A 17,357-nucleotide genomic window follows, 5' to 3' on the forward strand; every position below is an offset into this window, starting at 1 on the left:
GGCCCCGCACGACGAAAGGAAATCCGATATGCCATCCGTTCAAGTCGCCATCGCTTACTACTCCGGCTACGGGCACACCCTGCAGATCGCCAAGGCCGTGCGCGACGGTATCGAGTCGGTACCGGAGGCCCGCGCCGACATGGTCGACGTAGCGGACATGACCGACGCGAAGTGGGCGATCCTCGATACCAGTGACGCGATCATCTTCGGAACACCGACCTACATGGGATCGGCATCCGGGGCGTTCCACGTATTCGCCGAAGCGACCTCGAAGCGCTGGATGACCCAGCAATGGTTGGACAAGCTCGCGTCCGGGTTCACCAACTCCGGATCGATGAGCGGCGACAAGCTGCACACGCTGCAGTACCTGTCCCTGCTCGCCGCGCAACACGGCATGCACTGGGTCAGCCTGGGCCTGATGCCCGGCTGGAACACCACCACCAGCAGCGAACACGACGACAACCGGCTCGGGTTCTACCTCGGCGCGGGCGCCCAAACCTGGAACGACCAAGGCCCAGAGGCCGTCCACACCGCCGACATGACCACGGCACGCCACCTCGGGGCCAGGGTCGCAACCCAAGCCCTGCGCTATCAACATCCGGTTGCGCCGTAGACCCGCGAACGGCTCGACAACGCCTACCGCGCCCAGCGCCGGTCGGGGCCTTGTCACCGTGACGTGGCCCCCCGGTGTCGCCTCCCCTCCATCAGCAAGGGCGTTCGGGGTCTGCCTCCACGTCGAGCGATCGCTCTGGCTGCGACCGGGACAGCGGCAGCGTCATCGCACGCCGCGCGAGGTGAACCGGGCGTGCGGGGTGTCGGCCACCGCCGCGTCGATGCGGGCGCGCATGGTCGCCTCCAACTCCGGCAGCCCGTCCAGCGCAAACCAGCGGGCCTCGGTGTTCTCCCCGTCGGCGGGGTAGGGCTCGCCGGACTCCCACCGCAGTCGGAACACCAGGTCCAGGTACTGCACCTGGTCGCCGTTGGCGTACCGGGCGGGCGGCAGGACGTGCACCATCGCCAGCCGCTCGGGCGCGGCGTGCACGTCGGCCTCCTCCAGCACCTCGCGCACCGCCGCGTCGGCGGGCTCCTCACCGGGGTCGACGATGCCCGTCACCGGGGTCCAGGCTCCCGAATCGGCCCGGCGCACCAGCAGCACCTCCTGCCCTCGCAGCACCACGGCGGTCACGCCGGTCAGCCACAGCATGTCGGTGCCGATCTTCTCGCGCAGGGCCAGGACGAAGTCAGGAGTCGCCACCGTCCCATCCTCCACCGTCGCGCCCGCACACCCGCAGCCACCCGGCGTGCACCGGGCAGCGCGGGCAGCTGTCCCGGTCGCACAGCCTGCACAGCTCGGCCAGCAGCTGCTCGGTGCGCGCCTCGGGGCCCAGCAGGGCGTCGGCGATCTCCACCAGTTCCTGCCGCTGCCGCCGGGTCAACCGCTCGCTCAGCTGCGCCAGCACCGCCTGCCGGGCCGCCAGCGCATCGGCCGCCACCCGCTCGCCGGCCTCGGTCAGCCGCAGCGGGCGGCTGCGCCCGTCGCGCGCGGTGCCGCGCGCGACCCAGCCCGCCTCGGTCAGCCTGCGCACCAGGTGCGCCGACCCCGGCTGCGAGATGCGCAGCACCGAAGCCAACCAGTCGGCGGTGCGACCGGGCTGGTCCTTGATCGCGATCAGCGCCTCGCCCAGCACCCCGCCCGCGCCGACGACGCCGGTGACCGCTTCCCGCACCGCCCCCGCCACCAGCAACCCCACCGCGCCCAGCACGTTTGCCGCTTTGGCGTCCAGGTCATTCATAACTCATGAATCTACGCCTGCTGGTCGTGGTCATCGCGATGAACCTCGGCCAGTTGCCGGTGGCCATGCGCCCGCTTCTGGTGACGCTGCTGGGCTCGCACGTCACCGGCAGCTTCGCCGTGGCGGGTCTGGCGGGCGGTGCGGCGGCGGTCGGCATGGCGGTGACCTCGCCCTGGTGGTCCCGAGCGCTGGCCCGCTTCGGCGACCGGCGCGTGCTGACCGTGTCGTGCGCGCTGTTCCTCGTCGCCCAGGCCGCGCTGATCACCGCTCGCGCGCCCGCCGCGTTCGTCGGCGTCGCCGCGCTCTCCGGACTGTGCACCCCACCGGCCGCCAGCAGCGTCCGGGCGCTGCTGGCCCGCCTCGCGCCGGGGGAGCGGACCCGCGGGTACGCGGTGAACGCGGTCGCGATGGAGACCGTCTACATCGCCGGACCGCTCTGGGTGACCGCGTGGACGGCACTGGCCGACCCCGTCGTCGCGGTCCTGGCCACCGCCGCGTGCGGAGCGCTGGCACTGGCCGTCGCGGTCCCCTCGGTCGCGACCGGTCCCCACGCGCCCACGCCTCGCGGCGAGCCGAACACCCGACCGCACGCCCTGCCGGTGGTCCGCACCCTCGCGGGCACCTACCTCGGCTACTGGATCTGCATGGGCGCGATGTGGGTGCTGGTGCCCGCCTTCGCCCAGCACAGCGGCCAACCCGGCCAAGCGGGCGTGCTGGTCGCGATCTGGTCGGTCGGCAGCCTCGTCGGCGGCCTGGCCCTGGTCGTCCGCCCACCCCGGCTGCCGCTGCGCACCACCTACCTGGCGCTGCTGGCCGTGCTCACCCTGACCTCGCTGCCGCTGGCCCTGCCCTCGGGGGTGACCCCCATGGCCGTCGCGATCGGCGGGTTCGGCCTGGCCCTGTCGCCGTGGCTGGCCACCGGCGACCAGGTGGTCGCCGCGGCGGTGGGGGAGCAGCGCAGCGCCGAGGTCTACGGCTGGCTGACCACCGTGGGCCAGCTCGGCGGCGCACTGGGGTCGGCCCTGGCGGGCCCGCTGGGCGACCGGCACGGCGGCGGGCCCGCGTTCCTGCTGGTCACCGCCGCCCTGGCAGTCGCCTTGGTCTTCGCCCTGACCCGCCGCCAAACCCTGCCCACCCGGTGAAGCACCCCCGCAGTGCGTCGGCAAGTACCACCCGGTGGCTGTGCGGGGACCAGTAACTACTACCCGTAATGCGCTCGCCGCGCGGCAGGTCGCCAAAGACGGCGCTCGCGGGCACCCCCTGCTGCGTCGGCAAGTACCACCCGGCGGGGCGGGGAGGGCCGGTAACTACCACCCGAGGTGCGAGGAAGTACGCGTCAGGTGCGCGAATGTTGAATTCAGGGTGCTTGGACGCTCGACTCGCCGGAGCGACACGCCCAACACGCCCATAAGTGGACGACGCCGGAGGCGGGCGTGTTGGGCGTGTCGGGCCGGGATCGGTGATCCCGTTAGGGCCGGGCAGGCAGCGGCAGCGGGATCGCGGGCAACCCGTCGATGCTGCTGACGTTGTGCGGCTTGGACTCGCAGTAGGCGGCGAACTCCTCGTCGGACTTGCGGCCGAAGTGCTCCTTGTGCAGCGTCCGCTCACCCCGGTAGTCCATGAACGGCACCGCGAACCCGCACGTGTCGCTGATCAGCTTCGCCGTGACCACCACGACCGCCCGCAACGCCGGCCCGTCGGCATCGCCGAACCCGGCCACCAGTTCGGGGAAGCGCGGGTCGTCGCGGAACACCGGCTCTCCCGTCCCGTGCACCCGCACGATGTTGGGCGGACCGTCGAACGCGCACCACATCAACGTGATCCGGCCGTTCTCCCGCAGGTGCGCGACGGTCTCCGCGTGGCTGCCCCCGAAGTCGAGGTAGGCCAGCGTCCGCTCGTCCAGCACCCGCAACGTCCCCGCCCGGCCCTTGGGCGAGAGGTTGACGTGCCCGTCCTCGGCCAGCGGCGCGGAGGCGACGAAGAACACCGGCTGCGCCTCGATGAACTCCCGCAACCGGCCTTCGATCCGCTCGTAAGTCTTCCCCATGTCGATCAGTATCACAGTCCGCGAGGTGGCACCCCACTGCTTTGAACCGAGCGCCCGAGTAGCCCGAACTCCGCGTCCGCGCTTACGGGATCGCTCGCAAGGCCGCCTGCCAGGGGTAGCTGTCCACGACCTTGCCGCCACCCCTGGGCGGATGCGGGGTGAAACCACCTTCGCCAAGCAGCACACGTACCCCAGAGAGTCGCAATTCCTCCACACTGCGCCCGAAGACGCGGTTGGCCGCGAGAGCAGTGTTCACGAATGGCAGCACCGCGATGGGAACACCCAATCCGGTCAACTCCGCGAGCTGGGTCAACACGTAGGTGTCAGCGATCCCCGCAGCCCACTTGTTGATCGTGTTGTAGGTGGCAGGAGCGACCACTACCGCCTCGGCGGGCGGAAGGGCGGGCTGTTTCGGTACCTGGTGGCCCGTGCGGACCGGATGACCGGTGAGCTGTTCCAACGCGCTGAGGTCGAGGAAGTGCTCGACGGCGGCCGGGGTGGCCAGGCAGCGCACGGACCACCCCTCGTCCACGGCGAGCCTGACCATCACCTCGACGCGACTGGCGGGCCCAGCACCGCAGACCACGAGGTACAGCACACGTTCGCTCACGCGGGAACTCCAGCTCGCTGAGCCACCTGCCGCACCATCCGACCGGGTTCTCCGCTCGTGTTCGCTAGCAACAGCCGCAACAAGCCGTGTGCCAGCGGGCGGCAGCGCACCTCCTGTGGCGCGGCGCGTTCTGCTTGGCCAAGAGATCGCGACGCTTCGCGGTAGTTGCCGCACCGGGCATTGGCCTCGGTGAGATCGAGCAGGAAGTTCGCCCGGCGTTCCGGTGGCAACGCGGTGATCGCGTCCTGGGGGATCTTCTCCGCGAATCGCAAGGCGGGCTTTGCTTCACCGAGACGCACGAGCGCGGCAACGCGGTGGATCGCGACGTTGGTCCTGCCGAAGTGGGTGTGGTGCGTCGCGTAGTGTTCGCCCATGCTCCGAGCGGCCCGCTCAGCCTCGTGGTGCATGTCCAGGGCCAAGGCCGCGTCCTCTTGTTTGGCAGCGGTGATCGATGCGGCGAGGTGAAGCATCCCGTACAGCGACAGCAGGCTGCCCGCCTGCTTCGACAGTTCGGGGCGCATCCGGTCCGCCATGTTCAGCAGTGCCTCCACTGCCTCCGAGCGCTGACGGCAGGCGGTCATGGAGCGGGCAACGCTGCGGGTGGCGCGGGCCAGTGACCAGGTGTCGTCCACTGCCATCGCGGCCTGCATGGCCCGGTCCGCGGCCAGCCAAGCGATGTGGTGGCTCTCGAACTTCAGCAGCATCGATGAGGCGAGCCGGTAGGCCGTGACGAGCACCCGATGAGCATCGACCAGCTCGACCGCAGGCACTGTCGCCACGGCGCTTCGGGCCGCTTCCATCAACTTGGGCAGGTGCTGCGCCACGGTGGTGAAGTGCGATGACGCCCAGGCGTGGTCCAGGTAGTCGGCCTGCCGCGCGACCTGGATCAAGCTGATCGCCTCGACGGGTCGCCGGTCGAGTTCGGGGTACTTGCCCAGCGCGGCGCGGATGGCACTCACTTCCACCGCATCCACGCACTGCGCGGTCCGCGCCGCCGCAGGCGCGTCGGTGAGCGCGCTCGGGTCGATCATGAGCGCTTCCGCCACCAGTTCGATCACCGGCAGGCGCGCCAGGTTGCGCTCCCCGGTCTCGACCTTGTCCAGCCAGGACGTGGAGCGTCCGATCATGTCGGCGAATTGCTTGCGGCCCAGGTTGCGACGCAGCCGCCAGTAGCGGACGCGCTGACCGATCTCGCCGGATGCGTCGACCATGCGGTCAGAGTAGCCGTCCGACAGTCACACATTTTGTACGACTTGTGACGCTCCGTTGCTTCTACCGTTTCGGCGACAGGGCTCGAACTCGCACGGGACTTCGCCGAACCGGCACAGACGATCGTGCGCAAAACACAACCGGAAGGGACCGCCGCCATGAACCACCTGCTCCACCAGTGGTGCACCAGCGACCAGGACTTCACCGCCTACCTCACCGGCCTGGCCGTCGACGACGCCCCGCGCCTGTTCGCCATCGCCCACGAGTACGGCGACCGCGAGGATGGCTGGATCGCCGCTTACGGCATGGCCTTCCCCGGCCACGCCGAAGTCGTCTCCACCGAAGGCGACTTCCACACCAAGTCCGCCACCCCCGAGGCCGCCCTGACCGCCTTCGCCCGCTTCGCCGACGCCGACGTCAAGCTCCACCTTTTGTGGTTGCCCGGCCCACGGGGGTGAACGGAGACTGCGGCGCATGGCAGAGATCCGACGTTCTCTCGTCGCGCACGCGCCGCTGCGCCGCGACCCGCACAAGATCCTGAGCCGCCTGCTTGAGCGGGTGCCGCCGGGGACGCGGCCCGACGCGCCGGTGGCCGAGCTGGAGGAGCGGATCGCCGGTCTGCTGGGCAAGCCCGCCGCCCTGTTCTTCCCCACCGGCACGATGGCCCAGCAGACCGCCCTGCGGGTGCACGCCGACCGGCGCGGCAGGCCGACCTTCGCCGCCCACCCGCAGTGCCATCTGGCGCTGTGGGAGAACAACGGCTACAGCGCGGTGCACGGCCTGCGGTTCCAGCCGGTCGGCGACCACAACGGGCTGATCACCCTCGACGACCTGCACGAGGTGCGCGAACCGCTGTCGGCGCTGCTGCTGGAACTGCCCCAGCGCGAGATCGGCGGCCTGCTGCCGCCCTGGGACGACCTGGTCGCGCAGACCGGGTGGGCCGCCGAACGCGGCATCGCCCGGCACGTGGACGGCGCGCGGCTGTGGGAGTCGCAGCCGTACTACGACCGGCCGTTCAGCGAGATCGCGGCGCTGTTCGACACCGTCTACGTCTCCCTCTACAAAGGACTGGAAGGCGTGCGCGGCGCGGTGCTGGCGGGGGAGCAGGACGTCATCGACGAGGCGTCGGTGTGGCGCAGGCGGCTGGGCGGGGACATCCCCGACGCGTGGCCGCTGGCGGTGGCCGCGCTGATGGGCTTGGACGAGGTGCTGCCCAGGATGGCCGAGTTCCGCGACCACGCGGTGGCGCTGGCCGCCGCGATCAACGCCGACGGGTTCGCCCGCACCGTGCCCGAGGTGCCGTGCACGCCGATGTTCCACCTCCTGCTGCCCATGTCCAGGCAGGAAGCGGAGGCCGCGGCGCGCGAACTGGTCGAGGAGCGCGGCATCCACCTGTTCACCCGCGCGCAGAGCACCACCGACCCGAGGGTGAGCAAGGTCGAGGTGACCGTCGGCGTCAACGGGATGGGGTTCGACCCCCAGGAGCTGGTGGAGCTGCTGCGAGCACTGCGCTGAGCCGTCACGCGTCGTTCCCCGTTCGCGTGAGGCGTGCGAACGGGGAACGACCGGATCGACACCCCGGCTCAGGGAATCCCGACGAGCTTGCCGACCTGCCGGTTGTGCTCCAGGTCGTCGTGCGCGCGGCGGATGTCCTCCAGCGGGTAGACCGCGGTCGGCCACAGCCTGGTCTCCCCGGAGGCCACCTGGTCCAGGTAGCGCTGCAGCACCTCGGCGGGCAGGTCGTCGCTCTCGCCGCCGTAGGCGGTCAGCCGCACGCCCTTGGGCAGGTAGCCGATGGGGTAGAAGTCGGGCACGATCCACTCGTTGGACAGCATCCCGGCGAAGCACACGGTGCCGTGCACGCGGGTGGCGGCCAGCGTGTCGGGCAGCGTGGGCGTGCCCACCAGCTCCAGCGCCGCGTGCACCCCCTCGGGCACGATCTCGCGGACCTGCTCGGCCACGTGCCCGTCGTCGACCAGGGGGTGGTCCACGCCGTGGTCGCGCAGCACGGAGGTCCGGTCGGCGCTGCGGGTGGTCGCCAGCACGGTCGCGCCGATGTCCTTGGCCAGCGCCGCGGTGGCGAACCCCAGGGCGGAGGTGCCGCCGCGGATCAGCAGCGTCTGGCCCGCGCGCAGGTCCAGCCCGGTGGTCAGGGACCCGTAGGCGGTCTGCAGCGTCTCGGGCACCGCGCCCAGCACCTCCCACGGCAGCCGCGAGGAGAACGGGACCAGGGTGTGCCGGGGCACCACGGTGTACTGGGCGTACCCGCCGTCGAAGACCCGTCCCATGCCGCCCATCATCGCGGCGACCTGCTGCCCTCGCGGCAGGTCGCAGTCGCTGTCGACCTCGCCCACCGCCTCGATGCCCGGCACGCGCGGGAACGTCACGCCCTCGGCCAGGCCCAGCCGGGTGTGCAGTTCGGAGCGGTTGAGCCCGAAGGCCCGCACCCTGATCCGCACCCAGCCCGGTTCGGGCTCGGGGACCGGTTTGTCCACCACGGTCAGGTTCTCCACCGGGCCGGGTCCGCTGAGCACGGCCGCGCGCATCGTGCCGCTCACGCGCGGTGCTCCGGCACCAGGGTCGACATCCGCACCAGTTCCTCCTTCTCGGCCGCCGACAGCGGCGTCGGCAGCGGTGTCGGCAGCGCGTCCTGCGCCTGTTCGACCCCGGCCTACCCGGTTCGTCCAGGAACGTCCAGGAGTTTCCCGGATCGGTGCCCCAACGGGCTGTCGTGCGGTGGACTGTCCCCGCGCTCGACGGGGAGTGCGGCGGGGCCCGGCACGCCGGGGGGACGCGCACAGGTCCCGCTGCTTGAGCGCAGGCACGGGCCACTCCGCCACACGGGCGGGGTGGCCCGCCGCCGTTCGGGTCCGGAACGCGCCGCGCGCCGATCTCCTGCGCGCCGACTTCCGTGAAAATACTTCAGTTCCTGGTTCACGCGAACGGCACGCGCGTGTTTGCTCGATTCAGTGACACAATGCCACTCGACTGAGTGACAACTGGAGTCGAAGGCGTGTCATCACATCGTCGAAATGACCGCCCGACGCCCCCCTCGAAAGGACAAACCCGCTTTTCGGCGGTCCACCGGGCGGATAAGTTGGCCCGGAATTCGCGCATCTCTGGGGGGAATGATGCAGAGCAGGATCATGGTGACCGGCGCGGGCGGCTACCTCGGCTCGGTGCTGCTGCCGGTGCTGCTGGAGGCGGGCCACCACGTCGTGGCCGTGGACAAGTTCTACTTCGGGGGCCACGTGCTGGCCGCGGTCGACGGGCACCCGGCGCTGACCGTCCGCCGCTGCGACGTCCGCGACCTGGCCGCCGCCGACCTGGTGGGCGTGGACGCGGTGGTCGCGCTGGCCGCCATCAGCAACGACCCGGCGGGCGATCTGGACCCGGACTGGACGGTGGAGGTCAACCAGGACGCCACCGTGCGGCTGGCCGAGCTGGCCGCCGCCGAGGGCGTGCGCACGTTCGTCTTCGCCTCCTCGTGCAGCGTCTACGGCGCGGGCGGGGACGGCGTGCTCGACGAGTCGTCGCCACTGCGCCCGCTGACCGTCTACGCCTGCACCAAGCAGGCCACCGAGAAAGCGCTGGACGCGCTGGCCTCACCCGATTTCCGGGTGCTGTCGCTGCGCATGGCGACGCTGTTCGGCGCCTCGCCTCGGATGCGCCTGGACCTGGTGGTCAACCGCATGGTCGCGCACGCCGTCGCGGGCAGGCCGATCCACGTCCACGGCGGCGGCCAGTGGCGTCCGCTGCTGCACGTCGCCGACGCCGCGCGGGCCTACCTGCGGTGCCTGGAGCTGCCCCGCGAACGCGTCCCGATCAGCGGGGTGTTCAACGTGGTCGGCGAGAACGCCACCATCGCGGACCTGGCCCGCCGGATCGGCGCGCGCCTGGGCGCGGTCCCGGTGCGGATCACCGACGGGGGCCCGGACCAGCGCAGCTACCGGGTCGGCCAAGCGGCGTTCCGGGAGCTGACCGGCTTCACCGCGGACACGGGCGTCGAGCAGGGCGTCGAGGAGCTGCGCCACGCGCTGGCGGACGTGGACGTCGACGACCCCCGGTACTGCACGGTCGAGGCGCTCAAGGCCGTGGTGAGCACCCCCGCCCGCGACGGCGGGGAGAAGGTGCGGCGCGCCTTCCTGCCCTTCGCCCTGCCGCTGGTCGGGCGCGAGGAGGAGCGGGAGGTCCTGGACACGCTGCGGTCGGGCTGGCTGACCACCGGCCCCAAGACCAAGCGGTTCGAGGCGCTGTGCGCGCAGTACCTGGGCGTGCGCCACGCGGTGGCGATGAGCTCCTGCACCGGCGCGCTGCACGTGGCCCTCGCCGCGCTGGACATCGGCCCCGGCGACGAGGTCGTCACCTCGCCGGTCACCTGGCCCGCCACCGCCAACGTGATCCTGCACCTGGGCGCCACACCGGTCTTCGTCGACGTCGAGCCCGACACGCTCAACATCGACCCCGCCGGGGTCGAAGCCGCGATCACCCCGCGCACCAGGGCCATCGTGCCGGTGCACATGGCCGGGCAGACCTGCGACATGGACGCGCTGGCCGCCATCGCCCGGCGGCACGGCCTGCCGATCGTCGAGGACGCCGCGCACGCCATGGGCGCCACCCACGGCGCGCGCAAGGTCGGCGGGCTCAGCACCGCCGCGGCGTTCAGCTTCTACCCGACCAAGAACATGACCACCGCCGAGGGCGGGCTGCTGGCCACCGACGACGACGCGCTCGCCGAGCGGGCCAGGGTGTTGAGCCTGCACGGCATCTCCCGCGACGCCTGGAAGCGCTACTCGCCCGACGGCGCGCTGCACTGGGAGCTGGTCGAACCCGGCTTCAAGTACAACATGACCGACCTGCAGGCCTCCCTGGGCCTGCACCAGCTGGGCAAGCTGGACGCCTTCCGCGACACCCGCGCCGAGTACGCGGCGCGCTACGACGAGCGGTTCGCCGACCTGGCCGCGCTCCGGCCGCTGGCGCACCGGGGCTTCGGCGTCCACGCCCACCACCTCTACGTCGTGGTGCTGGACCTGGACGCGCTGACGATCAGCCGCGACGAGTTCCTGCTGGCGCTGCGCGAGGAGGGCATCGGCACCGGCGTGCACTTCACCTCGATGCACCTGCAGCCCTACTACCGCGACCGGTGGGGCATGGACCCCGACGCGCTGCCGGTCGCCGCGGACCTGTCGCGGCGGATCGCGTCCCTGCCGCTCTACCCGAAGATGACCCGGCAGGACGTCGAGGACGTGGTGGCGGCCGTGCGCAAGGTCGTGCTGGCCTACACCCGGACCGCTTGAGAGGGGTCGACGTGGACGAGGGCACGAACATCGTGATGGTCAACCCGGTCGGGCAGGTGCTGCTCCACCAGCGCGACGACAAGCCGACGATCAGCTTCCCCGGCCACTGGTGCCTGCCCGGTGGCTACCTGGAACCGGGGGAGCGGCCGCACGAGTGCATCCGGCGCGAGATCGAGGAGGAGATGGGAGTCGTGCTCGACCCGGCCGCGGTGCGCCCCCTGTGCTCGCGCCGCCGTTCCTACGGCGTCGAGCACACCTTCTGGACCGCCATCGACCTGGACCTGTCCGAGGTGGTGCTCACCGAGGGGCAGGGCCTGCGGTGGTTCACCCGCCAGGAGGCCGCGGCCCGCAGGCTGGGCTACGAGGACAACGCGATCCTGGCCGAGTTCTTCGGCCTGCGGGACCGGGGTGCCCTGTGAACGGTCCGGCGGGCGGCGACGCGGCGGAGGTCACCGCGTTCGTCGAGGAGGTGCTGCGCGAGGCGGGCGCGCTGCTGCTGCGGATGCGCGACGACCACGTGGTGGGCCACAAACCAGGCGGCCACCTGGTGTGCAGCGCCGACATCCGGTCCGAGGCGCTGATCGTCGAGGCCCTGCGCCGCCGCTTCCCCCACGACTTCGTCGTCGCCGAGGAACGGGGGGTGCTGATGGGCGATCCGGACCGGATCTGGCTGGTCGACCCGCTCGACGGCACCGGCAACTACGTGCGCGGGCTGCGGCCCTGGGGCGTGACCATCGCGTTGGTGCGCGAGCGGCGAGTGGTCGTCGGCGGGTTCCACGACCCGCTGGAGGGCACGGTGCTGCTCGCCGAACGCGGCGGCGGCGCGTGGCTGGACGGCAGACGGCTGGCCCTGGGCCCGCCGCCCACCACCGCACCGGCCGTCGCGCTGTCGGCGTCCGCGCCGCCGTGGCAGGGCCAGGCCCGCAACATCCTCGACCACGTGTGGGATTCGGGCGCGGAGATCCGCATGACCGGCTGCGGGGCCGCCGCGCTGAGCGCGGTCGCCACGGGCGCGCTGTCGGCGTTCATCGAGGTCGACGGCGGCCCGTGGGACTACGCCGCCGGGGCGCTGGCCGTCGAGGAGGCGGGCGGCCGGGCCACCACGCTCGACGGGGCCGAGGTCGACCACACCAGCACCACGGTGCTCGCCGCGCACGCGGCGCTGCACGCCGAGCTGTCGCGCGTGGACTGGGGAATGTAGTGCGGGGCGCCAGGCTCAGGGCCGCGGTGTACGCGGTGGCGTTCCTGCTCGGGTGGAACCTGGTGCTGCTGCCCTCGCTGGTGCGGTCGCTGCTGGGGCACTTCCAGCGCGGCGACACCGACTTCGGGGTGCTGCTGTTCACCGGCGCCCTGCTCTACACCCTCGGCGCGGTCACCAGCGGCCACCTGGTCGACCGGTGCGGGCGGCAGGCCGCCCTCGGCACGGCCGCGCTCGCCTACCCGGCGGCCCTGCTGGCCATGGCGCTGTGCCCGACGTGGGCGCTGCTGGTCGTCGCGGCCGCACCGGGCTACTGGGCCGTCGGCGTGCTGGAGGGCGGCCTCAACGGCCTGTTCCTCGACCTGCACCGCGACCAGCGCGGCCGGGCGATGAACCGGCTGCACCTGTACGTGGCGCTGGGCGCGTTCACCGGGCCGCTGGCCGTGGGCGGGCTGTCGCTGCTGGACATCGGCTGGCGACCGGTGCTGGTGGGCACCGCCCTGGCGGCCGCGGCCGCCGCGGCGGCACTGCTGGGCGGCGGGATGCCGTCGGGCCGGGGCCAGGACACCGCGGCGCGCGGCGGGGGCCTGCGGCTGGCGGGCAGCCTGGTGCCCTTCACCGGGCTCGCCCTGGCCATCAACCTCTACGTCGCCGCCGAACTGGCGGTGTCGAACTGGGTGGTGCGGCTGCTGGACAGCACCACCGTGGCCGCGGCGACGCTGGTGCTCGCGGTCTACTGGGCGGGCCTGGCGCTGGGCCGGTGGACCGCCGAGCGGGTCGTGGAGCGGATCGGCTACACCGCCTTCGCCTGCCTGTGCGTCGTGGCGTCCGGGGTGTTCCTGCTGGCCGCGCTCGCGGTGACCGGGACGGGGCCCCGGCTGGTGCTGTTCGGCCTGGTCGGCGTGTGCTATGGCCCGGTCTACCCGATGATCATGGCGATCGGCGGCGGGTTGTTCCCCGGACGGCTCAACCGGGTCAGCGGCGCGCTGTCGGCGGCGGCGGTGTCCGGCTCGGTGCTCTACCCGCCGCTGCTGGGCGTGGTCGCCGACGCCGTGGGACTGCGGGCGGGCATGGTCGGTGCGGTGCTGCTGGTGGTGCCGATCGTGCTCAGCCTGCTGCTGGTGCGGCGGCGCGGTCCCACGGCGGTGGTCACGCCCAACCGCCCTGGTCGAGGATGATCCAGCGTGGCACCGCCCGTGCCCGGTTCGTCCAGGAACGTCCAGGAGTTTCCCGGATCGGTGTCCCAACGGGCCGCGGTGAGGTGGACTGTCCCCGCACTCAACGGGGGAAGCGGGGTCCGGTGCGCGTCGGGGGGACGCGCACCTGGTCCCGCTGTTTGGGGGGCAGGTGACGGCCACCGCGCCGATCGCGGTGGCCGTCACTTTCGTGTTCCTGCCGAAGATTGCCCGCGGACCGGTGATCGCATCGAGGAGGGGGCGGCTCAACCGGCCCGTCCGCCGTGGAACACCTCTTCGACCAACCGCCGCGTCGCCTGCTGGAACGGCCCGGCCAGCGACTGCGCGGCGTCGTCGACGTAGTTCAGCGCGGCGGTCAGCGTCCTGCTGCCGTCGGGCGTGGTGTACATCAGCGCCGCGTGGCCCGCGATGCCGCCGTTGTGGGTGATGACGGTGCCGCCGCGGTCGGTGTCCTGCACGAACACGCCCAGGCCGTAACCCGCCTTGGGGTGCGGGGTGAGCATCTCGGCCAGCAGCGGGGCGGGCAGGAGCCTGCCGCCCACGAGGGCGGAGAGGAACGCGCGGAGGTCACGGGTGGTCGAGATCATGTCACCGCCGCCGGAGATCCAGGAGGGGTTCTGACGGGTGACGTCGACCGTCTGCCGCGCGCCCGCCTCCTCGTACCGGTAGTACGCGTGGGCGTGCGGCTCGGGGACGTCGGTCCCGGTTTCGGGTGCCGAGGTCTCCGACAGCCCCAGCGGATCGAGGACCAGCCGACGCATCTCCTCCTCGAAGGGGCGGCCGGTGATCCTCTCGACCAGCAGCCTGGCCAGCACGTAGTTGGTGTTGGAGTAGCTCCAGTCCGCGCCCGGCTCGAAGCGCGCCCGCTTGGCCAGCGCCAGCCGCACCAGGTCCTCGGGCCGGTGGGTGGTGAACCGGTTGTCCACCCACTCCCGGCCCTGCCAGGCGATCCCCGGCACCACCGTCCCGTCCTCGTAGTACTCGCCGGTGAAGTTGAACAACCCGCTGGTGTGCTGCAGCAGCATCCGCGCGGTGATCCGCCGGTCCAGGCCGAACTCCGGCAGGTGGTCGGCCACCGGGCTGTCCAGCCCGGTCCTGCCCTCGGCCACCAGTCGCAGCACCAGCGCCGCGATGAAGGTCTTGGTGTTGCTGCCGATCCGGACCCGTCCGTCCACCGGCGGCGCGGCGGTCCCGCCCAGCTCGCCGAGCCCGGCGCTGCCGACCCACTCGCCCCGCTCGTCGTGCACGCGCAGCTGCACCCCGAGGAAACCGGAGTCGACGATCTCCTGGATGACCTTCCGCAGCTCGGGGCGGTCCGGGCCGGTCTGCGGGGTGAACTGGTCCTGGTTGGTGGTGGCGGACACGGTGTGCGCTCCTTCGATGGTGGTTGCCAGCCTGTGCCGGGGTCAGAGGCTGCGGGCGGTGATGTCGCCGTGGGCGGTGGTGGCGTGGATGGCGAGTTGGGGCGCGGCGCCCCCGGTGTTGGTGAGACTGTTGTGGATGCGGCCGTGGCCGGTGCCCGCGTCCAGGGATGCCGAGACCCCTGTGGCGGCGCCGACGCGGACCTGGCCCGCCTGGGTGCGCAGCACGAGGGTGCCGCGGGTGGCCTCGGCGATGTCGATGTCGCCCTGGTCGGTGCTGATGCGCGCGGGCCCGGTGAGACGGCCGACGGTGATGTCGCCCGCGGCGGTGGTGAGGTGCGCGCCCGCCGCCTCGTCGAGCTTGATCGCGCCGTACGCACCGGTGACGGCGACCTCGCCGAGCCGTCCGACGCCGCGCACCTCGGCGGCGGCCTCGGCCTCCACGTGGGAACCGGCGGGCAGCCCGACGGTGACCTCGACGGCTCCGCCGGGGCTCAGCAGCCGGTTGCCGGTCGGGGTGGTGATGCGCAGAACGCCGTCGCGGTAGTCCACCGCGGTGCGCTGCGCCGCCTTCACGTCGCGGTCCTTGGCGGCATCGGCGGGCAGGACCTCGACCGCGGTGTCGGGCCGGTCGGCGGCGATGAACCGGACCCGCCCTGCGGGCACGTCCAGCACCACGGAGATCGGGGAGGGGGTGGGGAACTCGTGCATCGTGGCACTCCCGGAGTCGTCGATCGGTGTTTCTGACACCGGAAAAGCTACGTTGCGTTTGAGGACCTAGCAACAAGATCGTTGCGATCTAACTGCATAACAGCAGCTCAGATGCACAATATCATTGCAATGGATCAAAATTTAAGGCAACGGAAGTGCCTCTTTGTTGCAATGAGTAGAAGCTGAACGCTACTCTGGGCGTCCCGAGGAGAGCACGAGGAGACCGCGATGCCCGGAGGCAGGCTCACCCAGCAGGAGCGCCAGCAGATCGCGCTGGGGCTGGCCGAGGACCTGCCCTACGCCGAGATCGCCCGACGACTGCACCGCCCCACCTCGACGATCACCCGCGAGGTCATCCGCAACGGCGGCCCCGCCGCCTACCGCCCCGACCTGGCCCAGCACGCCACCCAGCACCGCGCCCGTCGACGCAGGAAGACCACCCCCCGAAGCCCTCAAGCACTCTCGCAGGCGCACGGGCGCGACGCCTCGACCGTGCGCGACTACGAGGAGACCTTCACCGCCCTGCTCATGCAGTCCGGCCTGCCCAGGATGGCCGCCCGAGTGCTGACCAGCCTCTACACCACCGACGCGGGCAGCCTCACCGCCGCCGAACTCGTCCAGCGCCTGCGGGTCAGCCCGGCCTCGGTGTCCAAGGCGACCACCTTCCTGGAGAGCCAGGGTCTCATCCGCCGGGAACGCGACGAACGCCGCCGCGATCACTACACCGCCGACACCGACGTCTGGTACCAGTCGATGATCGCCGCCGCCCGCTCCCACGCGGCACTCGCCGGCACCGCGCGGCAGGGCGTCGACGTCCTCGGTCCGGGCAGCCCCGCCGCCACCCGCCTGGAGAACATCGCCCGCTTCATCGACTTCGTCGGCGAGAGCATCGCCCGCGCCGCCGAACAGGCCCACGAGATCCTGCACACCCAGCCCGGAACGGCCACGAGCGGCATCGCCGCGCCGGCCTCGGATCGCGGGTAGGCCGGACTGAACGGGTTGGCACATCAGTTGAGTGCTTGGATCCCGGTCGCCCGCTTCTCCCGGCCTGCCGCCCACGACGCCAGGAGGGCCAGACCGTCCGCGGTCGCCGTGCCCGCGGGCGCGGTGTAGACGTTCAGGAGCAGGCCGGGTTCGGCGGACATCTCCATCGACTCGACGTCCAGGTCGAGCAGGCCCACTACCGGGTGGTGCACACGCTTGCGTCCGGACCGGTGGAGCCGGACGTCCTGGGATGCCCACCGCTGCCGAAACAGCTCACTGCTTGTCGCCAGTTCACCGACCAGGGCGGTCAGTTCCTCGTCGTGCGGATCGCGACCGGCTTCCATGCGCAGCTTCGCGGCCACATCGCAGGCGATTCGGTCGTAGTCGACGAAGAACGTCCTTGCCGCTCCGGGATCCAGGTAGATGAACCGAGCGGTGTTCGCCTGCCGCCGCGTGTCGGCGAGCACCGGTGAATACAGCGCGCGGGCGAGTCGATTCGTGGCCAGCACGTCGTAACGAGCGTTGCAGATCCACGCCGGCGCGTCGGTGATGGCGTCGAGCACCCGCTGAAGTGCCGGACGCACCGTCACGGCGGGTCGCGGGCGGCGTGGACCGCCGGGTGCCCTGGACTGCCGCGCGAGGTGGAACAGGTGATCGCGCTCGGCCTCGTCGAGCTGCAGGGCGGAGGCCATCGCGTCGAGCACACCGTCGGAGGCACCGGTGAGACTGCCGCGCTCCATGCGCACGTAGTAGTCGACCGACACCCCTGCCAGCAGAGCCACCTCTTCGCGACGCAGACCTTTGACCCGGCGGTTGCCGCCGTGGACGGGCAGTCCGGCCCGCTCGGGCGTGAGCCGCGCGCGACGCGAACTCAGGAATTCCTTGATCTCGGTGCGCGGATCGATCGGGGCCACGCCTTCACCGTAGGGGCATGTCCGCAGGCGAAGGGAG

General features: G+C 71.8%; 18 protein-coding genes. 9 read left to right on the forward strand and 9 right to left on the reverse strand.

The window, feature by feature from the left end; all coding sequences use genetic code 11:
- Positions 1-28: 28 nt before the first annotated feature.
- On the forward strand, positions 29-613 hold the full coding sequence (locus IEZ00_RS13380; RefSeq protein WP_189223544.1) for a flavodoxin family protein: 585 nt from the start codon (positions 29-31) through the stop codon (positions 611-613).
- Positions 614-775: 162 nt separating this feature from the next.
- Here IEZ00_RS13380 and IEZ00_RS13385 read toward each other — a convergent pair whose 3' ends face one another.
- Together IEZ00_RS13385 and IEZ00_RS13390 are read right to left on the reverse strand one after the other, a co-directional pair.
- Positions 776-1,255, reverse strand: a complete 480-nt coding sequence (locus tag IEZ00_RS13385) for an NUDIX hydrolase (RefSeq protein ID WP_189223545.1) — start codon at positions 1,253-1,255, stop codon at positions 776-778.
- The gene (locus IEZ00_RS13390; protein WP_189223546.1) at positions 1,242-1,793 is read right to left on the reverse strand and encodes a MarR family winged helix-turn-helix transcriptional regulator; all 552 of its coding nucleotides are present in this window, start codon (positions 1,791-1,793) and stop codon (positions 1,242-1,244) included. Before IEZ00_RS13390 ends, IEZ00_RS13385 begins: the two co-directional genes overlap by 14 nt.
- A 5-nt stretch (positions 1,794-1,798) precedes the next feature.
- On the opposite strand from IEZ00_RS13390, the gene IEZ00_RS13395 reads away from it, so the two are divergent.
- On the forward strand, positions 1,799-2,935 hold the full coding sequence (locus tag IEZ00_RS13395; protein ID WP_189223547.1) for an MFS transporter: 1,137 nt from the start codon (positions 1,799-1,801) through the stop codon (positions 2,933-2,935).
- A 326-nt stretch (positions 2,936-3,261) separates the two neighbouring features.
- On the opposite strand, the gene IEZ00_RS13400 is transcribed toward IEZ00_RS13395, so the two are convergent.
- The 3 genes from IEZ00_RS13400 to IEZ00_RS13410 form a co-directional block, all read right to left on the reverse strand.
- Positions 3,262-3,840 carry a pyridoxamine 5'-phosphate oxidase family protein gene (locus tag IEZ00_RS13400; protein WP_189223548.1) on the reverse strand — a complete coding sequence of 193 codons (579 nt, stop codon included), beginning with the start codon at positions 3,838-3,840 and terminating at the stop codon, positions 3,262-3,264.
- An 82-nt stretch (positions 3,841-3,922) separates the two neighbouring features.
- Positions 3,923-4,450, reverse strand: coding sequence for a flavoprotein (locus IEZ00_RS13405; protein WP_189223549.1), 528 nt, complete (start codon positions 4,448-4,450; stop codon positions 3,923-3,925).
- Positions 4,447-5,661 carry a helix-turn-helix domain-containing protein gene (locus IEZ00_RS13410; protein WP_189223550.1) on the reverse strand — a complete coding sequence of 405 codons (1,215 nt, stop codon included), beginning with the start codon at positions 5,659-5,661 and terminating at the stop codon, positions 4,447-4,449. Before IEZ00_RS13410 ends, IEZ00_RS13405 begins: the two co-directional genes overlap by 4 nt.
- A gap of 156 nt (positions 5,662-5,817) precedes the next feature.
- Here IEZ00_RS13410 and IEZ00_RS13415 point away from each other — a divergent pair, with 156 nt between their 5' ends.
- Together IEZ00_RS13415 and IEZ00_RS13420 are read left to right on the forward strand one after the other, a co-directional pair.
- A complete protein-coding gene (locus IEZ00_RS13415; RefSeq protein WP_189223551.1) occupies positions 5,818-6,117 on the forward strand; it encodes a hypothetical protein in 300 nt (99 codons plus the stop codon).
- A 16-nt stretch (positions 6,118-6,133) separates the two neighbouring features.
- Entirely contained in the window at positions 6,134-7,174 is a 1,041-nt protein-coding gene (locus tag IEZ00_RS13420; protein ID WP_189223552.1) for a threonine aldolase family protein, read from the forward strand.
- A 68-nt stretch (positions 7,175-7,242) separates the two neighbouring features.
- Here the strand turns inward: IEZ00_RS13420 and IEZ00_RS13425 are convergent, their stop codons facing one another.
- On the reverse strand, positions 7,243-8,205 hold the full coding sequence (locus IEZ00_RS13425) for a zinc-binding dehydrogenase (RefSeq protein ID WP_189223896.1): 963 nt from the start codon (positions 8,203-8,205) through the stop codon (positions 7,243-7,245).
- 585 nt (positions 8,206-8,790) lie between these two features.
- Between IEZ00_RS13425 and IEZ00_RS13430 the strand changes: the two genes are divergently transcribed.
- Genes IEZ00_RS13430 through IEZ00_RS13445 form a run of 4 tightly spaced genes read left to right on the forward strand, consistent with a single transcriptional unit; the run spans position 8,791 to position 13,332 of the window.
- Positions 8,791-10,956, forward strand: coding sequence for a bifunctional SDR family oxidoreductase/aminotransferase class I/II-fold pyridoxal phosphate-dependent enzyme (locus IEZ00_RS13430; protein ID WP_189223553.1), 2,166 nt, complete (start codon positions 8,791-8,793; stop codon positions 10,954-10,956).
- Between the two features lie 11 nt (positions 10,957-10,967).
- Positions 10,968-11,375 carry an NUDIX domain-containing protein gene (locus IEZ00_RS13435; RefSeq protein WP_209618945.1) on the forward strand — a complete coding sequence of 136 codons (408 nt, stop codon included), beginning with the start codon at positions 10,968-10,970 and terminating at the stop codon, positions 11,373-11,375.
- The gene (locus tag IEZ00_RS13440; protein WP_189223554.1) at positions 11,372-12,157 is read left to right on the forward strand and encodes an inositol monophosphatase family protein; all 786 of its coding nucleotides are present in this window, start codon (positions 11,372-11,374) and stop codon (positions 12,155-12,157) included. Before IEZ00_RS13435 ends, IEZ00_RS13440 begins: the two co-directional genes overlap by 4 nt.
- 35 nt (positions 12,158-12,192) lie before the next feature.
- Positions 12,193-13,332: an MFS transporter gene (locus IEZ00_RS13445; protein WP_189223555.1), complete on the forward strand. Its 1,140-nt coding sequence runs from the start codon at positions 12,193-12,195 to the stop codon at positions 13,330-13,332.
- Between the two features lie 263 nt (positions 13,333-13,595).
- Here the strand turns inward: IEZ00_RS13445 and IEZ00_RS13450 are convergent, their stop codons facing one another.
- A complete protein-coding gene (locus IEZ00_RS13450; RefSeq protein WP_189223556.1) occupies positions 13,596-14,714 on the reverse strand; it encodes a serine hydrolase domain-containing protein in 1,119 nt (372 codons plus the stop codon).
- A 42-nt stretch (positions 14,715-14,756) separates the two neighbouring features.
- Entirely contained in the window at positions 14,757-15,422 is a 666-nt protein-coding gene (locus tag IEZ00_RS13455) for a DUF4097 family beta strand repeat-containing protein (RefSeq protein ID WP_189223557.1), read from the reverse strand.
- Positions 15,423-15,650: 228 nt separating this feature from the next.
- On the opposite strand from IEZ00_RS13455, the gene IEZ00_RS13460 reads away from it, so the two are divergent.
- A complete protein-coding gene (locus IEZ00_RS13460) occupies positions 15,651-16,406 on the forward strand; it encodes a GbsR/MarR family transcriptional regulator (RefSeq protein ID WP_189223558.1) in 756 nt (251 codons plus the stop codon).
- Between the two features lie 23 nt (positions 16,407-16,429).
- On the opposite strand, the gene IEZ00_RS13465 is transcribed toward IEZ00_RS13460, so the two are convergent.
- A complete protein-coding gene (locus IEZ00_RS13465; RefSeq protein WP_189223559.1) occupies positions 16,430-17,320 on the reverse strand; it encodes a helix-turn-helix transcriptional regulator in 891 nt (296 codons plus the stop codon).
- Positions 17,321-17,357: the final 37 nt, after the last annotated feature.

The sequence above is a fragment of the Saccharothrix coeruleofusca genome (assembly GCF_014648515.1).
Taxonomy (GTDB): Bacteria; Actinomycetota; Actinomycetes; order Mycobacteriales; family Pseudonocardiaceae; genus Actinosynnema; species Actinosynnema coeruleofuscum.